Annotated in this window: 15 protein-coding genes; all 15 read left to right on the forward strand. The window is 45.1% G+C overall.

Annotated features, from left to right (window positions below; translation table 11 throughout):
* The first annotated feature begins 88 nt into the window (after positions 1 to 88).
* The 15 genes from AC6H1S_RS07020 to AC6H1S_RS07090 all read left to right on the forward strand — a co-directional run bounded on the left by AC6H1S_RS07020 (position 89) and on the right by AC6H1S_RS07090 (position 16999).
* Positions 89 to 1603 (forward strand): tagaturonate reductase, encoded by a 1515-nt coding sequence (locus AC6H1S_RS07020; RefSeq protein ID WP_497565660.1) that lies wholly within the window; start codon positions 89 to 91, stop codon positions 1601 to 1603.
* A gap of 1 nt (position 1604) precedes the next feature.
* The gene (locus AC6H1S_RS07025) at positions 1605 to 3248 is read left to right on the forward strand and encodes a UxaA family hydrolase (protein ID WP_497565661.1); all 1644 of its coding nucleotides are present in this window, start codon (positions 1605 to 1607) and stop codon (positions 3246 to 3248) included.
* 23 nt (positions 3249 to 3271) lie between these two features.
* Complete coding sequence (kduI, locus tag AC6H1S_RS07030) at positions 3272 to 4102, forward strand: 5-dehydro-4-deoxy-D-glucuronate isomerase (RefSeq protein ID WP_497565662.1); 831 nt, start codon at positions 3272 to 3274, stop codon at positions 4100 to 4102.
* The gene (locus AC6H1S_RS07035; RefSeq protein ID WP_199138964.1) at positions 4102 to 4914 is read left to right on the forward strand and encodes an SDR family oxidoreductase; all 813 of its coding nucleotides are present in this window, start codon (positions 4102 to 4104) and stop codon (positions 4912 to 4914) included. Before kduI ends, AC6H1S_RS07035 begins: the two co-directional genes overlap by 1 nt.
* 81 nt (positions 4915 to 4995) lie before the next feature.
* Positions 4996 to 6396, forward strand: a complete 1401-nt coding sequence (gene uxaC, locus AC6H1S_RS07040; protein ID WP_497565663.1) for a glucuronate isomerase — start codon at positions 4996 to 4998, stop codon at positions 6394 to 6396.
* A gap of 1 nt (position 6397) precedes the next feature.
* Positions 6398 to 7417 (forward strand): PfkB family carbohydrate kinase, encoded by a 1020-nt coding sequence (locus AC6H1S_RS07045; RefSeq protein ID WP_497565664.1) that lies wholly within the window; start codon positions 6398 to 6400, stop codon positions 7415 to 7417.
* 2 nt (positions 7418 to 7419) lie between these two features.
* Entirely contained in the window at positions 7420 to 8082 is a 663-nt protein-coding gene (locus tag AC6H1S_RS07050; RefSeq protein WP_497565665.1) for a beta/alpha barrel domain-containing protein, read from the forward strand.
* 60 nt (positions 8083 to 8142) lie between these two features.
* The gene (locus tag AC6H1S_RS07055; protein WP_199138972.1) at positions 8143 to 9714 is read left to right on the forward strand and encodes an MFS transporter; all 1572 of its coding nucleotides are present in this window, start codon (positions 8143 to 8145) and stop codon (positions 9712 to 9714) included.
* Positions 9715 to 9717: 3 nt separating this feature from the next.
* Entirely contained in the window at positions 9718 to 11343 is a 1626-nt protein-coding gene (locus AC6H1S_RS07060; protein ID WP_497565666.1) for an NADP-dependent glyceraldehyde-3-phosphate dehydrogenase, read from the forward strand.
* A 211-nt stretch (positions 11344 to 11554) separates the two neighbouring features.
* Positions 11555 to 12127, forward strand: coding sequence for a UbiX family flavin prenyltransferase (locus AC6H1S_RS07065; protein ID WP_199138976.1), 573 nt, complete (start codon positions 11555 to 11557; stop codon positions 12125 to 12127).
* A gap of 50 nt (positions 12128 to 12177) precedes the next feature.
* Positions 12178 to 12777, forward strand: a complete 600-nt coding sequence (locus tag AC6H1S_RS07070; RefSeq protein WP_497565667.1) for a hypothetical protein — start codon at positions 12178 to 12180, stop codon at positions 12775 to 12777.
* A gap of 191 nt (positions 12778 to 12968) precedes the next feature.
* Complete coding sequence (gene mtaB, locus AC6H1S_RS07075) at positions 12969 to 14291, forward strand: tRNA (N(6)-L-threonylcarbamoyladenosine(37)-C(2))-methylthiotransferase MtaB (RefSeq protein ID WP_497565668.1); 1323 nt, start codon at positions 12969 to 12971, stop codon at positions 14289 to 14291.
* A 143-nt stretch (positions 14292 to 14434) separates the two neighbouring features.
* Complete coding sequence (locus AC6H1S_RS07080) at positions 14435 to 15589, forward strand: prolipoprotein diacylglyceryl transferase (RefSeq protein ID WP_497565669.1); 1155 nt, start codon at positions 14435 to 14437, stop codon at positions 15587 to 15589.
* 2 nt (positions 15590 to 15591) lie between these two features.
* Entirely contained in the window at positions 15592 to 16380 is a 789-nt protein-coding gene (locus tag AC6H1S_RS07085) for an inositol monophosphatase family protein (protein ID WP_199141124.1), read from the forward strand.
* A gap of 16 nt (positions 16381 to 16396) precedes the next feature.
* The gene (locus AC6H1S_RS07090) at positions 16397 to 16999 is read left to right on the forward strand and encodes an XAC2610-related protein (protein ID WP_497565670.1); all 603 of its coding nucleotides are present in this window, start codon (positions 16397 to 16399) and stop codon (positions 16997 to 16999) included.
* The last annotated feature ends 50 nt before the right edge of the window (positions 17000 to 17049 follow it).

Below are 17049 nucleotides of genomic sequence, written 5' to 3' on the forward strand. Positions count from 1 at the left end.
AATTATGTAGAATTGCTTTAACCAAATGCCATAAAGACCGAATAAATCTTTGTTGGCGAAACATAAAATTGAACAGCATACTCTAAAAATGATTTTATCTCGAGAAAATCTGAACGCCCTGTCGGCTTCGAAACTTACTTTGCCCGCTACGCAAATTTTTGAGCTCCCAGAAAAGGTGCTTCAATTTGGTACAGGTGTATTGTTGCGTGGCCTGCCAGATTATTTTATAGATAAAGCAAATCGTCAAGGCATATTTAACGGACGAGTGGCCGTGGTTAAATCAACTTCGGGCGCAACGACCGAATTCGACCAGCAGGATTCCTTGTACACGCTTTGTGTACGTGGTTTAGAAAACGGCCTGCCCGTAACAGAAAACATCGTTTCTTCGGCCATTAGCAGGGTTATTTCGGCAACAGAAGATTGGCTGTCCGTTTTAGACATTGCGCAATCGGCAGCTTTAAAAATCATTGTTTCCAATACCACCGAAGTAGGCATACAGCTCGTTAACGAAAGCATTGCCCAGCAACCCCCGGTTTCTTTTCCAGCCAAGGTGTTGGCCGTTCTGTACGAACGATTTAAAGCTTTTGGCGGAGCTAAAGACAGCGGTTTGGTCATCATCGCCACCGAACTCATTCCCGATAATGGGGCCAAACTCAAACAAATTGTGCTTGAATTAGCCAATTTTAATACCTTAGGCAACGATTTTATCAATTGGTTGCACGCCGAAAATACTTTCTGCAATTCGTTGGTCGACCGTATTGTGCCGGGCAAACCCGATGCTGCAACCCTGGCCAACCTACAGGCCGAGCTAGGCTATACCGATCATTTGCTATCGATGGCCGAACCCTATCGCCTATGGGCCATAGAAGGCGACGAAAAAGTGGCCAAAACCCTTGCATTTGCCCAGGCAGATGCTGGATTGATTATAGCCAACGATATCGAAATCTATCGCGAGCTTAAAGTGCGCCTGCTCAACGGCACCCATACATTAAGCTCCGGCATCGCATTTTTGGCAGGTATCGATACGGTAAAGCATGCCATGGACAACGAATTGCTCAGCAGCTATATCGAAGAAGTGATGGCCACCGAAATTGGTCCGGCCATTCCGTATGCGGTAAGCGAAGCAGCCACTTCGGCCTTTGCCAGCAGCGTAAAAGACCGTTTTGCCAATCCTGCTATCAGGCATTTATGGCTTAACATTACCTTTCAGTATAGCATGAAGATGAAAATCCGCATTTTGCCGCTCTTGCTCAACTATTATCAGTTGTTTAACAGAGTACCGGCATACATGGCGCTGGGTTTTGCGGCTTATTTGCGCTTTATGCAAGTTGATAAGCAAGAGAACGGACAGTTTTATGGCTTGTTCGATAACGCGTCGTACCTCATTACCGACGATAATGCAGCATATTTTGCCGAACAATCGAAAAAAGAGCCTCGTGCTTATGTAAAAGATGTGTTGAACGACAGCCATTTTTGGGGAACGGCATTGCCTGATTTGCCGGGTTTTGTAGAAGCAGTATGCCTCAAATATGAATTGATTGCCCAAGAAGGAATTGATGTAGCCCTGGCCGAATTGACCCCATTGAAACTAAACTCATTTTAGCATGAAACAGCTGGTTTTAAAAATCCACCCCAAAGATAATGTGCTCGTAGCTTTAAGCGATTTGAAAGCCGGTCAAACCGTGAACTACCAAGGCGAAGCTTACGAGCTCCAAAATGATGTTCCGGCTAAGCATAAGTTTTATACCCACAATATGGCTACCGGCGACGAAGTGCTGATGTACGGTACCCTGGTAGGCAAAATCCAGTATCCCTTAAAAGCCGGTACCTTGATGACTACCGATAACCTGAAACATGCGGCTGCCCCTTACCAATACCGTCCTTACCATTACCAATGGCAGGCACCCGATGTAAGCAGGTTTAAAGATCGCACTTTTATGGGCTACCACCGTGCCGATGGCAAGGTAGGAACGGCCAATTATTGGTTGTTCATTCCAACGGTATTTTGCGAAAACCGTAACCTGGATGTTATTCGCGAGGCTTTGCACAACGAATTGGGTTATGCGGTAACGGCCAAATACAAAAGTTATGCCCATCATTTGGTGCAAGCTTACCAAAACGGACAAGATATTGCTGCGTTGCAGACGCCATTAAGTTTGGAGAGTGCCCAGCATCATCGGTTGTTCAAAAATATTGATGGCATTAAATTTTTAAACCATCAAGGTGGCTGTGGAGGCATTAGGCAAGATGCGGCCGTATTGAGCAAATTGTTGGCCGCGTATGCCGATCATCCCAACGTGGCTGGTGTAACCGTGCTGAGCCTGGGTTGTCAGAACCTGCAGGTGGCCGATTTCATGGCCGATTTAAAAGCAAGAAACCCCAATTTCGATAAACCCTTATACATTTTTGAGCAACAGCAATCGCAAAGCGAAGAAAACATGATTGCCGAAGCCATTAAGCAGACTTTTGTAGGGCTGATTGAAGCCAACAAGATAGAACGTGCGCCAGCGCCTTTAAGCCAACTCAATGTTGGCGTTAAATGTGGGGGCAGCGATGGCTTTAGCGGTATTTCGGCCAATCCAGCTGTAGGCTACTGTGCTGATCTGCTGGTGGCCTTGGGCGCAACCGTGTTATTGGCCGAGTTTCCAGAGTTGTGTGGTGCCGAACAAAATATGATCGATCGCACCAAAGACGAAGCAGCCGCCAAAAAATTTATCAGGCTGATGGGCGCCTATAGCCAGGCCGCAGAAAATGCAGGCTCGGGCTTTCACATGAACCCTTCGCCGGGCAATATCAAAGACGGCCTGATTACCGATGCCATCAAAAGCAACGGCGCAGCCAAAAAAGGAGGCACCTCGCCAATCGAAGACGTACTCGACTACACCGAACCGGCTACAAAGCCTGGCCTCAACCTGGTTTGCACGCCCGGAAACGATGTTGAAGCTACTACCGGCAAGGCAGCATCGGGGGCAACCCTCATTTTGTTTACTACAGGATTGGGCACCCCAACCGGCAATCCGGTTTGCCCGGTCATTAAAGTGGCTACCAATAATGGCCTTACTAAACGCATGGGCGATATCATCGATATCAATACCGGTCCGGTTATAGAAGGTGAAAAGACCATTGAACAAATGGGCGAAGCTATTTTAGAGTACTGCATCAAAGCGGCCAGTGGAGAAATAACCCCCAAAGCCGTTTTGCTTAACCAAGATGATTTTATACCTTGGAAAAGAGGGGTATCTTTATAACAGAATTTAATAAATATTTACTGATGAAAATTATACAAGCTGTACATTCAGACGATTTCAAAACCTATCAGACCGACAAGATCAGAGAACGTTTTTTGCTGGATGGATTGAAAGAAAGAGATCAAGCGAATTTTGTGTATTCGCATTACGATAGGATGGTTACTGGCTTGATTACGCCAGAAAAGCAGACCGTAGCCTTAGGCAACTATGAAATCCTCCGCGCCGAGTTCTTTTTAGAAAGACGCGAAATGGGTATCATTAACGTAGGTGGCGAAGGAAGCATTACCGCCGATGGTGAAACCTACACCATGGCTAAGCTCGATGGTTTGTACCTGGGCAAAGGCGTAAAAGAGGTAAGCTTTGCCAGCAAAGATGCCAGCCATCCAGCCGTGTTCTACATTTTGTCGGCACCGGCACACGCGGTTTACCCAACTACCTATGTACAGAACAAAGAAGTATTCGCTGCAAAACTTGGAGCCGTAGAAACCGCAAATGAGCGCACCATCATGCGCTATATCCACAAAGATGGCATCCAAAGCTGCCAGTTGGTGATGGGGCTGACTATCCTTTCAACCGGAAGCATCTGGAATACCATTCCGCCACATACGCACGATCGCAGGATGGAAGTGTATTTCTATTTTGATGTCGACGATGACCATCGTGTTTTCCACTACATGGGCGAACCTCAGGAAACCCGTCACATCATCGTGGCTAACCACGAAGCCGTATTGTCGCCAACATGGAGCATCCATGCAGGCAGCGGTACGAAGAACTATAGTTTTATTTGGGGCATGGCCGGCGAGAACCTCGACTATGCAGATATGGACACCATTGCAGTAAAAGACATTAAATAATGGAACAATCATTTTCTTTAAAAGATAAAGTAATCATCGTAACCGGGGGAACTGGTATTTTGGGCAATTCATTTGTCAACGCCATTGTAGAAGCAGGTGGCACGGTTGGCATTTTGGGCCGAAACGAAGCTGTGGCCAACGAAAGAGCCGATGCCATTAATAAAAATGGAGGTAAAGCCATTGCCCTGATTGCCGATGCCATGGACGAAGCCCAGCTGATTGCGGCCAGGGAAAAAGTTTTGGCAGCTTTCGGAAAAATAGACGGTTTGGTTAACGCGGCTGGTGGCAATATGCCCGATGGCGTGCTGCAACCCGAAGAAAGCGTTTTCGAAATGAAAATGGACGGCATGAAAAAAGTGCTCGACCTTAACCTTTGGGGTACTTTAATTCCAACGCAGGTATTTGGCCAAGCCATTGCCGCAACCGGAAAAGGCAGTATCGTCAACATCTCGTCAATGAACTCTAAAAAAGCCGTAACCAAAGTATTGGGCTATAACATGGGTAAGGCAGCGGTTGATTGCTACACCCAATGGTTTGCCGTTGAACTAGCCAACCGTTATGGCGACAAGATCAGGATGAATGCATTGGCGCCAGGTTTTTTCCTTACCGAGCAAAACCGCAACCTGTTAACCACACCTGATGGCTATACTGCACGTGGCGAATCGGTAATCAAACAAACACCGTTCAAACGATTTGGCGATCCAGACGAGCTGAAGGGCGCGTTGGTTTGGCTGCTGAGCGATGCTTCGCAGTTTGTAACCGGAGCCATGATCTGCGTTGACGGAGGCTTCTCGATTTTCAGTGGCGTTTAGCGTTAACGTCATTGTGGCTAACCAAAAACTGTAAACCTCCGACCTCCCGTTTTTCGGATAACGAACTATAAATAAAACAGCGTGAAAAATTTTTTAGACGATAATTTCTTATTGCAAAGCCAAACGGCGCAAATGCTTTACCACGAATTTGCAAAGCAGCTGCCGATCATTGATTATCACAACCATTTAATGCCCGATCAGATCGCTGCCGATCAGAACTTTGAAAACATTACTCAGGTTTGGCTTTATGGCGATCACTATAAATGGCGGGCCATGCGTGCCAATGGTATCGACGAATATTACATCACCGGCGGTGCTTCGGATTTCGAAAAATTTGAAAAATGGGCCGAAACGGTTCCTTATACGTTGAGAAACCCCCTGTACCACTGGACACACCTCGAGTTGCAACGCTATTTTGGCATCCACGAAACGCTATCGGCTGCCAATGCCCAAAAAATATACGACGCGTGCAATGCCAAATTGCAAACCAAGGAATACAGTGTGCAAGGCTTGTTGCGCATGATGAACGTTCAAACGCTTTGTACCACCGACGATCCGCTAGACACGCTGGAATATCACCAACAGCTCAAAAACAGCAGTTGCGAGATCAAGGTATTGCCTGCATTTAGGCCAGATAAAGCCATGAATGCCGACGATGTGGATGCCTTGAATGCCTATATCGATAAATTAGCCGACATTAGCGGAACAGAGATTGCCAATTACGAAGGCTATTTGGCCGCCCTAAAAGCGCGACACGATTATTTTGCCAGCAACGGTGCATCGGTTTCAGACCACGGCCTGGAGCAGATTTATGCCGAAGACTATACGGAAGCCGAAGTAAGGGACATTTTTGCCAAAATCAGAAGCAAACAAAGCCTGAGCAGGGAAGAAAACCTGAAGTTCAAATCGGCCATGCTGTTCAATTTCGCCTTATGGGATCACGAAAAAGGCTGGGTACAACAATACCATTTGGGTGCCTTGCGCAATAACAATAATCGCCTGCTCACTTCTTTGGGCCCAGATACTGGTTTCGATTCGATTGGCGATTTTGTTCAGGGCAAACAATTGGCTAAATTTCTCAATAAACTTGATTCGGGCAATACCTTGGCTAAAACTATTTTGTATAACCTCAATCCGGCCGATAATGAACTGATGGCTACCATGATTGGAAATTATAATGACGGTACGGTGGCAGGTAAAGTGCAATGGGGCTCGGCTTGGTGGTTTTTAGATCAAAAAGATGGAATGATCAAACAGCTGAACGCTTTGTCTAACATGGGTTTGCTCAGTCGTTTTGTAGGGATGTTAACTGATTCGAGAAGCTTCCTGTCGTTTCCCCGCCACGAATACTTTAGGCGCATCCTTTGCGATTTGTTTGGTACAGATGTAGAAAACGGCGAATTGCCAAACGATAAAGCCTGGTTGGGAGAGGTAATCCAGGCCATTTGCTACCATAACGCCAAAACTTATTTCAATTTCTAATATGGGCAAGGTACTGAGCTTCGGAGAATTGTTGTTGCGCATCTGTCCAGATGGAGACGGCGAATGGCTAAAAGAAAACAAGTTGCCCTTTTATGTAGGCGGCGCCGAGCTTAATGTGGCTACGGCATTGGCCTTGTGGGAGGTACCATCGGCTTATTTCACGGCCTTGCCTGCAAATTTCATGTCAGAACAGCTGATCGGTTATATGCAGGGGTGCAACATCGATACCTCGCGCATTTATGAGGGTGGCGATAGGATAGGATTATATTACCTGCCCAAAGGCAAAGACCTCAAAAATGCAGGGGTAATTTACGATAGGGCCAATTCGGCCTTTGCCATGCTCCAAACCGGTACAATCAAATGGGATGAAGTGCTCGAAGGCATCAGCTGGTTTCATTTCAGTGCCATTTGTCCGGCCTTGAGCCAAGCGGCAGCCGATGTTTGTCTCGAAGCCGTTAAGGCCGCCAGCAAACGTAACATCAAAATCTCTGTCGACCTGAATTATCGTGCCAAGCTTTGGCAATATGGCAAACAGCCAGCCGAAGTGATGCCTCAACTGGCCCCATACGCCGATTTGATTATGGGCAATATCTGGGCGGCCCATAAAATGCTCGATATTAGCCTGCCCAACGGCATAGAAGAAGCCCACAAGGAAGCTTTGCTGGCGCAAGCTCAAAAAACTTCAGCGGAAATTATTCAACAATACCCCAAATGCCAAACGGTAGCCAATACTTTCCGTTTCGATTACCTTAAAGGCATTCAATATTATACCACCTTGTACGCTAATGCTCAGCTGTACGTTTCGAAAGAATACAAATCGGCCGAAATATTAGACAAGGTAGGCAGTGGCGATTGCTACATGGCGGGTCTGATTTATGGTTTCTACAACCAAAACGAGCCACAGCATATCGTTGATTTTGCCACGGCCGCAGCCTTTAACAAGCTGTTTATCCTGAGCGATTGCACAACAGCTAATGTAGCTGCCATCGAACGAACATTAACCCAACATCAATTCCAATAACGATGAAAAACAAAGAAACCGCTATACAGGCCATTAAAACCCAGGGATTGTTGCCGCTTTTTTATGATCAAGATGCCCAACTAAGCTTAGACATTATCCGTACCCTTTACCGTGCAGGTGTAAGGGTTTTCGAATATACCAACAGGGGCGATGCGGCGCTGGAGAACTTTAAGTTCATTAAACAGGCGCTTCAAACCGAAATGCAAGATTTGTTTCTGGGTATCGGAACCATTAAAAATGTAGAAGAGGCGAAAGCTTTCTTGGCAATTGATGCCGATTTTGTGGTTTGCCCCGTAGTGGATTTGGAAGTAGGCCGATTGGTTCACGAAGCCAACAAGCTATGGATCCCAGGCTGCATGAGTCCAACCGAAATCAATTTGGCCCACCAAAACCAGGCGGGAATTATCAAGTTGTTTCCGGCCAATATTTTAGGGCCAAGCTACTTATCTTCCATCAAAGAGCTATTTCAAGGCCAGTTGTTTGTGCCAACAGGCGGGGTAGAAATTGAAGAAAGCAATATCGATAGCTGGTTCAAGGCAGGCGTTTGTGCCGTAGGCATGGGCAGCAAGCTGATAAGCAAGCAGATTTTAGAAAATAAAGATTACGATACCTTGTTTTCACTGACCACGAAAACCTTGGCCATCGTAAATAAAGTAAAACCGTAACCACTATTAGTGTTTACCAACAATCAATAAACCAAGATCAACCAACATAAACCAAATCAAATGAACCAAGTTAAAATCGGCAATTACAGGTGGACTATTTGCGCACTGTTGTTCTTTGCTACCACCGTAAACTACCTCGATAGGCAGGTATTGAGTTTATTAAAGCCTACCCTCGAAGAACAGTTCGGGTGGTCAAACAGCGATTACGCAGATATTGCTGCGGTTTTCCAGTTTACTTATGCCATTGCCATGTTGTTTGCCGGCCGGTTTGTAGATAAACTGGGTACCAAATGGGGCTACGGCATCGCCATTATCGTATGGTCTATCGGTGCTATTATCCACGCTTATGCCATTACCATTGGCGGCAGCTTGTCGTCGTTGCTCACCACTTTGGGTTTAACCGCCATTCCGGTTTCTATTTTGGGTTTTATGTTTTCGAGGGCGGTTTTGGCCATTGGCGAGGCAGGAAACTTTCCGGCAGCCATTAAAGCTACAGCCGAGTACCACCCTAAGAAAGAGCGCTCGTTGGCAACGGGTATTTTTAACTCTGGGGCAAATGTGGGTGCTATTTTGGCACCAATTTCGGTTCCTTGGATTGCTTCGCACTGGGGTTGGGAAACCGCTTTCGAAATTATTGGAGCCATTGGTTTCTTATGGCTGTTCTTCTGGCTTGTTTTTTATGAAAGTCCAGAAAAGCAAAAGAGACTAGGCGCTGCCGAACTAACTTATATCAATAGCGATGAGGAACAAACGGTTGCCGGCAAACAAGAAAAAGTGGCTTGGTTAAAACTGTTAGGCTACAAACAAACCTGGTCGTTTGTTATTGGTAAATTCATGACTGATGGTGTGTGGTGGTTTTTCCTGTTTTGGTTGCCAGGTTATTTAAAAGATCAATACGGAATGAAAGGTCCGGATATTACCATTCCCTTGGCCGTACTTTATAGTATGACCATGGTGGGCAGTATCGGCGGGGGCTGGTTTCCAAAACACTTCATTAATAAAGGTTACTCACCGTATGATGGCCGGATGAAAGCCATGCTGATGATTGCGGTTTTTCCGTTGGTCGTGTTATTGGCACAGCCATTTGGTCATTATTCTTATTGGGTGCCGGTAGTACTGATTGGTGTTGGCGCTTCAGCACACCAGGCATGGTCGGCCAATATATTTACCACAGTTTCAGACATGTTTCCTAAAAGAGCGATAGGTTCGGTGGTGGGCATTGGTGGCATGGCTGGCGGTTTGGGTGGTGTGCTCATCACTAAAATTGGCGGCTGGATTTTTGATAGCTATGCCCATAAGGGAATAGGCGAATCTTTTGCCAAATTTAAGGAGCTGGGCAATGCCGATTTCATTAACCAGATCAGCTCGCTTCAATTGTTGAGCAAATATGGCGATAAAGTAAACTTGGCCACCATGGAACTCAGCAAGTTGCCTACAGAAGTAGCAGCTAAAGTAAAAGCAATTAACCCCGCTTTGTTTGACCAGTTACTGGCGGTTCAAAAGCCTTTGGTACAATCGAACATGACGGTGGGTTACACCATTATGTTTGCCTATTGTGCCGTAGCTTATTTGCTGGCCTGGTTTATCATGAAATCACTAGTTCCTAAATATAAAGTAATCAACGACCTATAAGCCATGAGTTTTCAAGAACAACTAGACCATCTTTTCCCAACGGAAGAGCAGATACCTGGTGCTTTTAAGTTAGAAGCCGAGGTGAACCAGCGAGAGTACCTTTCCAATGGCCAAATGTTGCCATGGAATGGCGACGTACACACCGTGCTCTCGCCGGTATGCGTAAAAACAGCCCATGGTTTGCAACGAAAAATTATCGGAACCTATCCGCTTTGCGACGAGGCAGAAGCTTCGGCAGCTTTAGAGGCAGCGGTTAACGCTTACCACAATGGCCGTGGCGAATGGCCAACCATGGGTGTTGCGCAACGCATCCAGCACGTAGAGAAGTTTACGCACCAGATCATCGAGAAGAAACAAGAAGTCGTCAAGCTGCTCATGTGGGAAATCGGTAAAACCTATGCCGATTCGGTGAAGGAGTTCGACCGTACCATCGAATATATCCACGCTACCATCGATGCCTTGAAAGATCTAGATAGACAATCATCGGGTTTTACCATGGAACAGGGCATTGTAGCGCAGATCCGTCGCTCGCCATTGGGCGTCGTGTTGTGCATGGGGCCGTTCAACTACCCTTTAAACGAAACCTTCACCACCTTGATTCCGGCCCTGATTATGGGCAACACCATTTTGTTTAAACCGCCTAAACACGGTACGCTGTTGTTCTATCCTTTGCTGGAAGCATTCAAAAATTGTTTCCCGCCGGGAGTGGTCAATACCATTTATGGCCGTGGCAACAAAATCATTCCAGGTTTGATGCAATCGGGCAAAATCAATGTGCTTACGCTCATCGGTTCGAGCAAGGTAGCCAACGAGTTAAAGAAAATGCACCCCAAAGTAAATCGTTTGCGTGCAATTTTAGGATTGGATGCCAAAAACGCCGCCATCATTACCGCACAGGCCGACTTAAAGCTGGCTGTACAGGAAACGGTATTGGGCTCGCTCTCTTTTAACGGACAAAGGTGTACGGCATTGAAAATTATTTTTGTGCACCGGAGCCTGGCCGATCAGTTTTTGGAAGAGCTTGCGGCAGCAGTTGCCAAACTCAAATTCGGTATGCCTTGGCAAGAAGGCGTGTCGCTTACGCCGTTGCCAGAACCGCACAAGCCAGCCTATTTAAAAGAATGTTTAGACGATGCCCTTGCCAAAGGAGCCAAAATCGTTAACGAAAATGGGGGAGTCACCAACGAATCGTTCGTTTATCCCGCTATAGTTTATCCGGTTAGCGCCGAAATGAAATTATATACCGAAGAACAGTTTGGTCCGGTAGTGCCGGTAGTGCCTTTTGATGATTTGGAAGAAACCATCCAATACCTTATCGAATCGACCCACGGCCAGCAGGTGAGCATTTTTAGCAATAACGACCAGGAGGTGGCCGCGCTGATCGATCCCCTGGTTAATCAGGTAAGCCGGGTCAATATCAACTGCCAATGCCAACGCGGTCCGGATGTGTTCCCTTTTACCGGAAGAAAGGACAGCGCCGAAGGAACTTTGTCGGTTGTTGACGCTTTACGCTCTTTTTCTATCCGTTCTTTGGTGGCCACCAAGCTTAACGACAACAACAAACACCTGCTCAACGAAATTATTGACAGCAACAGTTCAAATTTTTTAAGCACCAAATACCTTTTCTAATGCGTCAAACAAGGTTTTTTAGTCGATGTAAGTTTTTTTTATGTCACATTTATACGATAAATAAAAAAAGTATGTTTAAACTTTCTTTTTAAAGTAAATGTAGTTATATTTGGGCTTACCCTTTCGGGGGTATGTTTTTCATAGGTAGATGTAGGGTCAGAAATTTATTTCTGGCCCTTTTTTGTTTTTAAGCTTTGTATCTTTGGTACATATGAGCCAAAAGAAAAAAATCGTTGTTGCCATAACCGGAGCCAGTGGTGCCATTTATGCTAAACTGTTGTTGGATAACCTGCTGAAGCTTTCCGGTCAGATCGAAAAAGTAGGCGTAGTGATGTCTGACAACGCTAAGGAAGTTTGGCGATTCGAGCTGGGCAATTCGGGATACGACAACTATCCTTTTACCTTTTATCCCAAAATGGATTTCAATGCGCCTTTTGCTTCGGGTTCTGCCAAATTCGATACCATGATTATTGCGCCTTGCTCTATGGGTACCTTGGGCCGTATTGCCCATGGCATTTCGAACGACCTGATTTCGCGCGCAGCCGACGTGATTTTGAAGGAAAGAAGAAAGCTGATTGCTGTTGTTCGCGATACGCCTTTTAGCCTCATCCACATCAACAACCTGAAAGCCGTAACCGAAGCCGGTGGAATCATCTGTCCCGCCAATCCGTCATTTTACAGTCTGCCCAAAACCATCGAGGAACTGGCCCAAACCGTCATTGATAGGGTAATCGATCTGGCCGGTTTGGAACAGCCAAGTTACCGTTGGAATGACTTGCCCTAGGTACCTGTCAAGTTTTTAAAACATCGCATCAACCAGCCAATTTAACCAGCATGAAAACCAAATTATTGTTGCTCTTCACTTTTTATTGCAGTTTTTTGACCGCCAGCCAGGCATTTGCCCAAAAAGATTATGTAATCTTGGTAAATGGCGATACTGTAAGAGGGAAAATGACCAAATCGCTTTTCGGTGCGCTCAAATTCAAGGCGAGCGGAAAAGCTGAAAACGAAAAGTTGGAGACAAACAGGTTCAAGGAATATTTCAATTCAAAAGACAGCAGCTATTTTGTAGCATTAACACTCAACAAACAGCGGAAACCTGAATTTCTTGAAAGATTAGAGAACGGAAAAATCAAACTTTATAAATCAGTAGTGAACTATCCAGGAACCGTGGGTGCCAGGGGCGTAATGACTGGGGGCGGGAGTACAGAGACGTGGTATGCCAGCAAAGATGATGGCGAATTGTTGGAAATCAAAACCAGCGCCATATTAAGCGGTTCGAGAAACGAAAGAGAAAAGAACTTTGATGCCTTGATGGCGAGCTATCCAGAACTGTTGGAAGACTTTAAAAAGGAAAAAAGCTTCAGCTTTGATACCCTACGTGCCTATATCAAAAAATACAATTACTACTATAAATACATGATTAAGAATTAGCGCTTTCTCCAATCAACTGTTGCGTTAGAATTGGACAGTATTCCTATAATAGACCAATACACTAAAAAACTAATCAACTAACAAACCAATCAACTAACAAACTAAAAAACTATTGAACAATTGTAACCAAGCTGTCAAACGCAGTGGGCTTGGCGTTTAACTCCATCAAAATTGTTATCTTTGCAGAATCAATGAAAAAGGTTGCATTTTATACGCTTGGCTGTAAGCTTAATTTTTCCGAAACATCCAGCATTGGCCGTTTATTTACCGATGCAGGCTATAGCGTGGTCGAATTTACCGACGTTGCCGACGTATACGTAATCAATACCTGTTCTGTTACCGACCATGCCGACAAAAAATGCCGCAAGGTGGTAAAAGAAGCATTGAAATATTCTCCAAACGCCTACATCACCATTGTAGGCTGCTATGCCCAGTTAAAGCCTACAGAGATTGCCGAAATAGAAGGCGTTGATATGGTTTTGGGCGCTGCCGAGAAATTCAGGATCGTGGAGTTTATTACCGATTTGACCAAAAAACCAAAAGCTGTTGTTCACCAGCAGCCAATTGAAAAAGTTAACCATAATTTTATAGCGGCCTATTCTATTGGCGATCGTACCCGTACCTTCCTCAAAGTTCAGGATGGCTGCGACTACCCTTGTACCTATTGTACCATTCCATTGGCACGTGGGGGCAGCCGGAGCGATACCATTGCAAACGTGGTGAACCGTGCACAGCAGATTGCACAAAGCGGCGTAAAAGAAATTGTGCTTACTGGCGTTAACCTGGGCGATTTTGGCATCAGGGAAGGCAAAAGAGAAGACCGCTTCTTCGATTTGGTCAAAGCTTTAGACGAAGTAGAAGGCATCGAGCGTATTCGTATTTCTTCTATCGAGCCGAATTTGTTGAGCAATGAAATTATCGAGTTCGTGGCTACATCTAAGCGTTTTGTGCCACATTTCCATATCCCGTTGCAATCGGGCTCTAATAAAATTTTGGGCCTGATGAAAAGACGCTACCAACGCGAGCTTTACACCGAAAGAGTAGCCAAAATTAAGGAAGTAATGCCCAATTGCTGCATAGGTGTTGACGTCATTGTGGGCTTTCCAGGCGAAACACAAGAAGATTTCTTAGATACCTACCAGTTTTTGAATGGATTAGACGTTTCTTACCTCCATGTTTTCACCTATTCAGAACGCGAACAAACCGAAGCCGCTGCCATGAAAGGCAAAGTAGCCGGCAGTACCCGTTTCGAACGCAACAAAATGCTGCATATCCTTTCCGACAAAAAAAGAAGGGCTTTCTACGAATCGCAGGTAGGCGCAATTGGACAAGTGCTTTTTGAAGATGACCAGAAAAATGGCTTTATGCATGGCTTTACCAAAAACTATGTAAAAGTGAGGGCCAAATACGATCCAGTAATGGTTAACGAACTTAAGAACGTTAAATTGCTTGGTTTGTCTGCCGATGGCGAAGTAGACGTGGAAGAAGCCGAAACCTTGGTGCATAGCCACTAACGCACTCATCCCTGCGCTCTTCCAGCTATAAACTGGCCAACGGGCTTTGGGCTTTTGTACTTCGCCCCACAGACTATAGACTTCCAACTTCCCGACTAAAACTAGCAACTTTTTCCTATCTTCGCCTAAACAACATTTGATATATGTTTCCTACCGTTTCCCATTTTTTATCCTATCTTTTTGGCATTAATCTGCCCTTGCCATTTAATACTTTTGGCGTTTTTGTAGCCTTGGCTTTTGTGGCTGCTTATTGGGCATTTACCAAAGAATTCAAGAGAAAAGAAGCCCTGGGCGTTATTCATCCGATTAAAAAAAGGGTAACTGTTGGCAAGCCGGCTTCTGCACTGGAGCTGATTACAAATGGTATTTTTGGTTTCATTATCGGCTATAAGGTACTTTATGCCATACTTAATTATAAGGTTTTTGTAGACGATCAGCAGGGCGTACTACTTTCTGCTAAAGGCAACATGTTGGGCGGTCTTATTTTGGCAGCCGTATTTATATATTGGGCCTATAAAGAGAAAGACGCCACAAAATTGCCACAGCCCAAAGAGGTTGATGTGGTTGTACATCCTTATGAACTGATGAGCAATATGGTAGTTTGGGCAGCAATTTGGGGCTTTTTGGGTGCCAAAATTTTCGATAACCTGGAGCATTGGGATACTTTTGTACAAGATCCGCTGGGTGGTTTGTTTGCCTTTACCGGACTTACTTTTTATGGCGGACTGATTTGTGGCGGGGCGGCCGTACTGTATATTGCGCGCAAAAACGGCATCAAGCCCTTGCATATGCTCGATATCGGTGGGCCAGGTATGATGCTGGCCTATAGCGTTGGCCGTATTGGTTGCCATTTGGCTGGCGATGGCGATTGGGGTATTGTAAATTTGCATCCTAAACCTTTTACTTGGTTGCCAGATTGGTTATGGGCCTATACTTATCCCAATAATGTAGCCAGAGAAGGCGACCCTATTGCCGGTTGCGTTGGCCGTTATTGCAACGAATTGGCCAATCCGGTTTACCCAACACCTATTTATGAAGTGATTGTGGCTTTTTTGATCTTTCTTTTCCTTTGGAAAATCCGCAAGCAGCTCAAATCGCCGGGCATGATGTTTGGAATTTACCTGATGCTAACCGGGGTAGAACGCTTCTTTATCGAACTGATCCGGGTAAATTCTAAATATGTCGTAGCCGGAGTTCCGTTTACCCAGGCAGAGCTCATCTCGTCGCTATTGTTTATTGGCGGATTGGCACTCGTCATTTATTCGAACAAAAACAGAGAGAAACTCAAAAGCTACTAAACATGAATTACGAATTATTATGCTCGAAAGTGATAGCGGTTACCCGCTTAACGGGTAATTTTATTCGTAAGGAAGCCATGTCTTTCGATGCCAATGCAATAGAGTACAAAGGCCTCAACGATTTGGTTTCTTATGTAGATAAAAACGCAGAAAAGCAGATTGTAAAAAACCTGACTAAAATTTTGCCCGAAGCAGGCTTCATCACCGAAGAAGAGACCGAAAATGTTAAAGGCCAAACCTATACCTGGATTATCGATCCGCTGGATGGAACCACCAATTTTATCCATGGCATACCCACCTATTCCATTAGCATTGCCCTTTACGAAAACGACCAGCCGGTAATTGGCGTGGTTTACGAAATTAATAGGGGCGAAATGTTTGCTGCTTATCGAGGTGGAGGCGCCTACCTCAACAACAAGCCTATCCGGGTTTCGCAAAACAACAACCTGTCTAAATGCTTGTTGGCTACCGGCTTTCCGTATTACCAATTCGACAAACAGCCGCAATATATACAGCTGTTTACCGAAATGATGCAGCAATGCCATGGTTTAAGGCGCATCGGTTCTGCCGCGGTCGATTTGGCCTATGTGGCCTGTGGCCGTTTCGATGCGTATTTCGAATATAACCTCAATTCGTACGATGTAGCGGCCGGAGCCTTTATTGTGCAGCAGGCCGGAGGAACCATCCTTAATTTTTCGGGAGGCGAAGAAATTTTCGAAACCCGCGAAGTACTGGCTACCAATGGACAGGTTACCGACGAAATATTGAGTACAATCAAGAAGTACTTCTGATTTTAATCTGATCGATATGGGCAGGACCATTATCATTTTGATTTGTCTTACGGTGGGCTGCATTTTCTTCACCCATGGCCAGCAGCGGTTATTGGGACATTCTCAAAACAATTGGCAATATATTTATCCATTTGCCGATAAGAATTATGCCCTAGCCATACAATATAATAGCGATGCTCCTCTTCATGAAGACAACACGACGATCTATTTCTGCAAGAAAAACGGAAGTATGGATGTTGTTTATTGGAAAGAGCGCCTGTTTACCACCAAAATAGCAAATAATTACGAATATGTAGATTATAATAATGATGGGATAAAAGATGTGGTTCTTTTTACCGGGACCGGAGGTCGTGGTGGAAATTCTTATTATTTGTTGTACCTGGTCGACCCCAAAAAACATACGCTTACCAAAGTGAAGGGCTTCGATAATATCGCTAATCCCAGTTACGATCAAAAGCATAAGGTTATTGTGGGCTATGGCCTATCGGGAGAAAATTACTATAGTTTATATCGTTTCGATCAAACCAATAAGATTTACCAAATCGGCAAAGCCTTTAAAGATACAGACAAACTAGATTTGGATACAAAAATCAAGGAAATTCTCAAAAAGCATCAGTAAAGAAAAAGGCCCGATACCGGGCCTTTTTTATTTCTAGCGATCGTTTGGTA

This window comes from Pedobacter sp. TM02 (assembly GCF_059705275.1).

Excerpts from the sequence above, each read along its gene's own strand:
- AC6H1S_RS07090 (WP_497565670.1), top strand. The coding sequence starts at position 16,397 with ATGGGCAGGACCATTATCATTTTGATTTGTCTTACGGTGGGCTGCATT.
- AC6H1S_RS07085 (WP_199141124.1), top strand. The coding sequence starts at position 15,592 with ATGAATTACGAATTATTATGCTCGAAAGTGATAGCGGTTACCCGCTTA.
- AC6H1S_RS07035 (WP_199138964.1), top strand. The coding sequence starts at position 4,102 with ATGGAACAATCATTTTCTTTAAAAGATAAAGTAATCATCGTAACCGGG.
- AC6H1S_RS07065 (WP_199138976.1), top strand. The coding sequence starts at position 11,555 with ATGAGCCAAAAGAAAAAAATCGTTGTTGCCATAACCGGAGCCAGTGGT.
- AC6H1S_RS07060 (WP_497565666.1), top strand. The coding sequence starts at position 9,718 with ATGAGTTTTCAAGAACAACTAGACCATCTTTTCCCAACGGAAGAGCAG.
- AC6H1S_RS07055 (WP_199138972.1), top strand. The coding sequence starts at position 8,143 with ATGAACCAAGTTAAAATCGGCAATTACAGGTGGACTATTTGCGCACTG.
- AC6H1S_RS07080 (WP_497565669.1), top strand. The coding sequence starts at position 14,435 with ATGTTTCCTACCGTTTCCCATTTTTTATCCTATCTTTTTGGCATTAAT.
- AC6H1S_RS07020 (WP_497565660.1), top strand. The coding sequence starts at position 89 with ATGATTTTATCTCGAGAAAATCTGAACGCCCTGTCGGCTTCGAAACTT.
- kduI (WP_497565662.1), top strand. The coding sequence starts at position 3,272 with ATGAAAATTATACAAGCTGTACATTCAGACGATTTCAAAACCTATCAG.
- AC6H1S_RS07050 (WP_497565665.1), top strand. The coding sequence starts at position 7,420 with ATGAAAAACAAAGAAACCGCTATACAGGCCATTAAAACCCAGGGATTG.
- AC6H1S_RS07045 (WP_497565664.1), top strand. The coding sequence starts at position 6,398 with ATGGGCAAGGTACTGAGCTTCGGAGAATTGTTGTTGCGCATCTGTCCA.
- AC6H1S_RS07070 (WP_497565667.1), top strand. The coding sequence starts at position 12,178 with ATGAAAACCAAATTATTGTTGCTCTTCACTTTTTATTGCAGTTTTTTG.
- AC6H1S_RS07025 (WP_497565661.1), top strand. The coding sequence starts at position 1,605 with ATGAAACAGCTGGTTTTAAAAATCCACCCCAAAGATAATGTGCTCGTA.
- mtaB (WP_497565668.1), top strand. The coding sequence starts at position 12,969 with ATGAAAAAGGTTGCATTTTATACGCTTGGCTGTAAGCTTAATTTTTCC.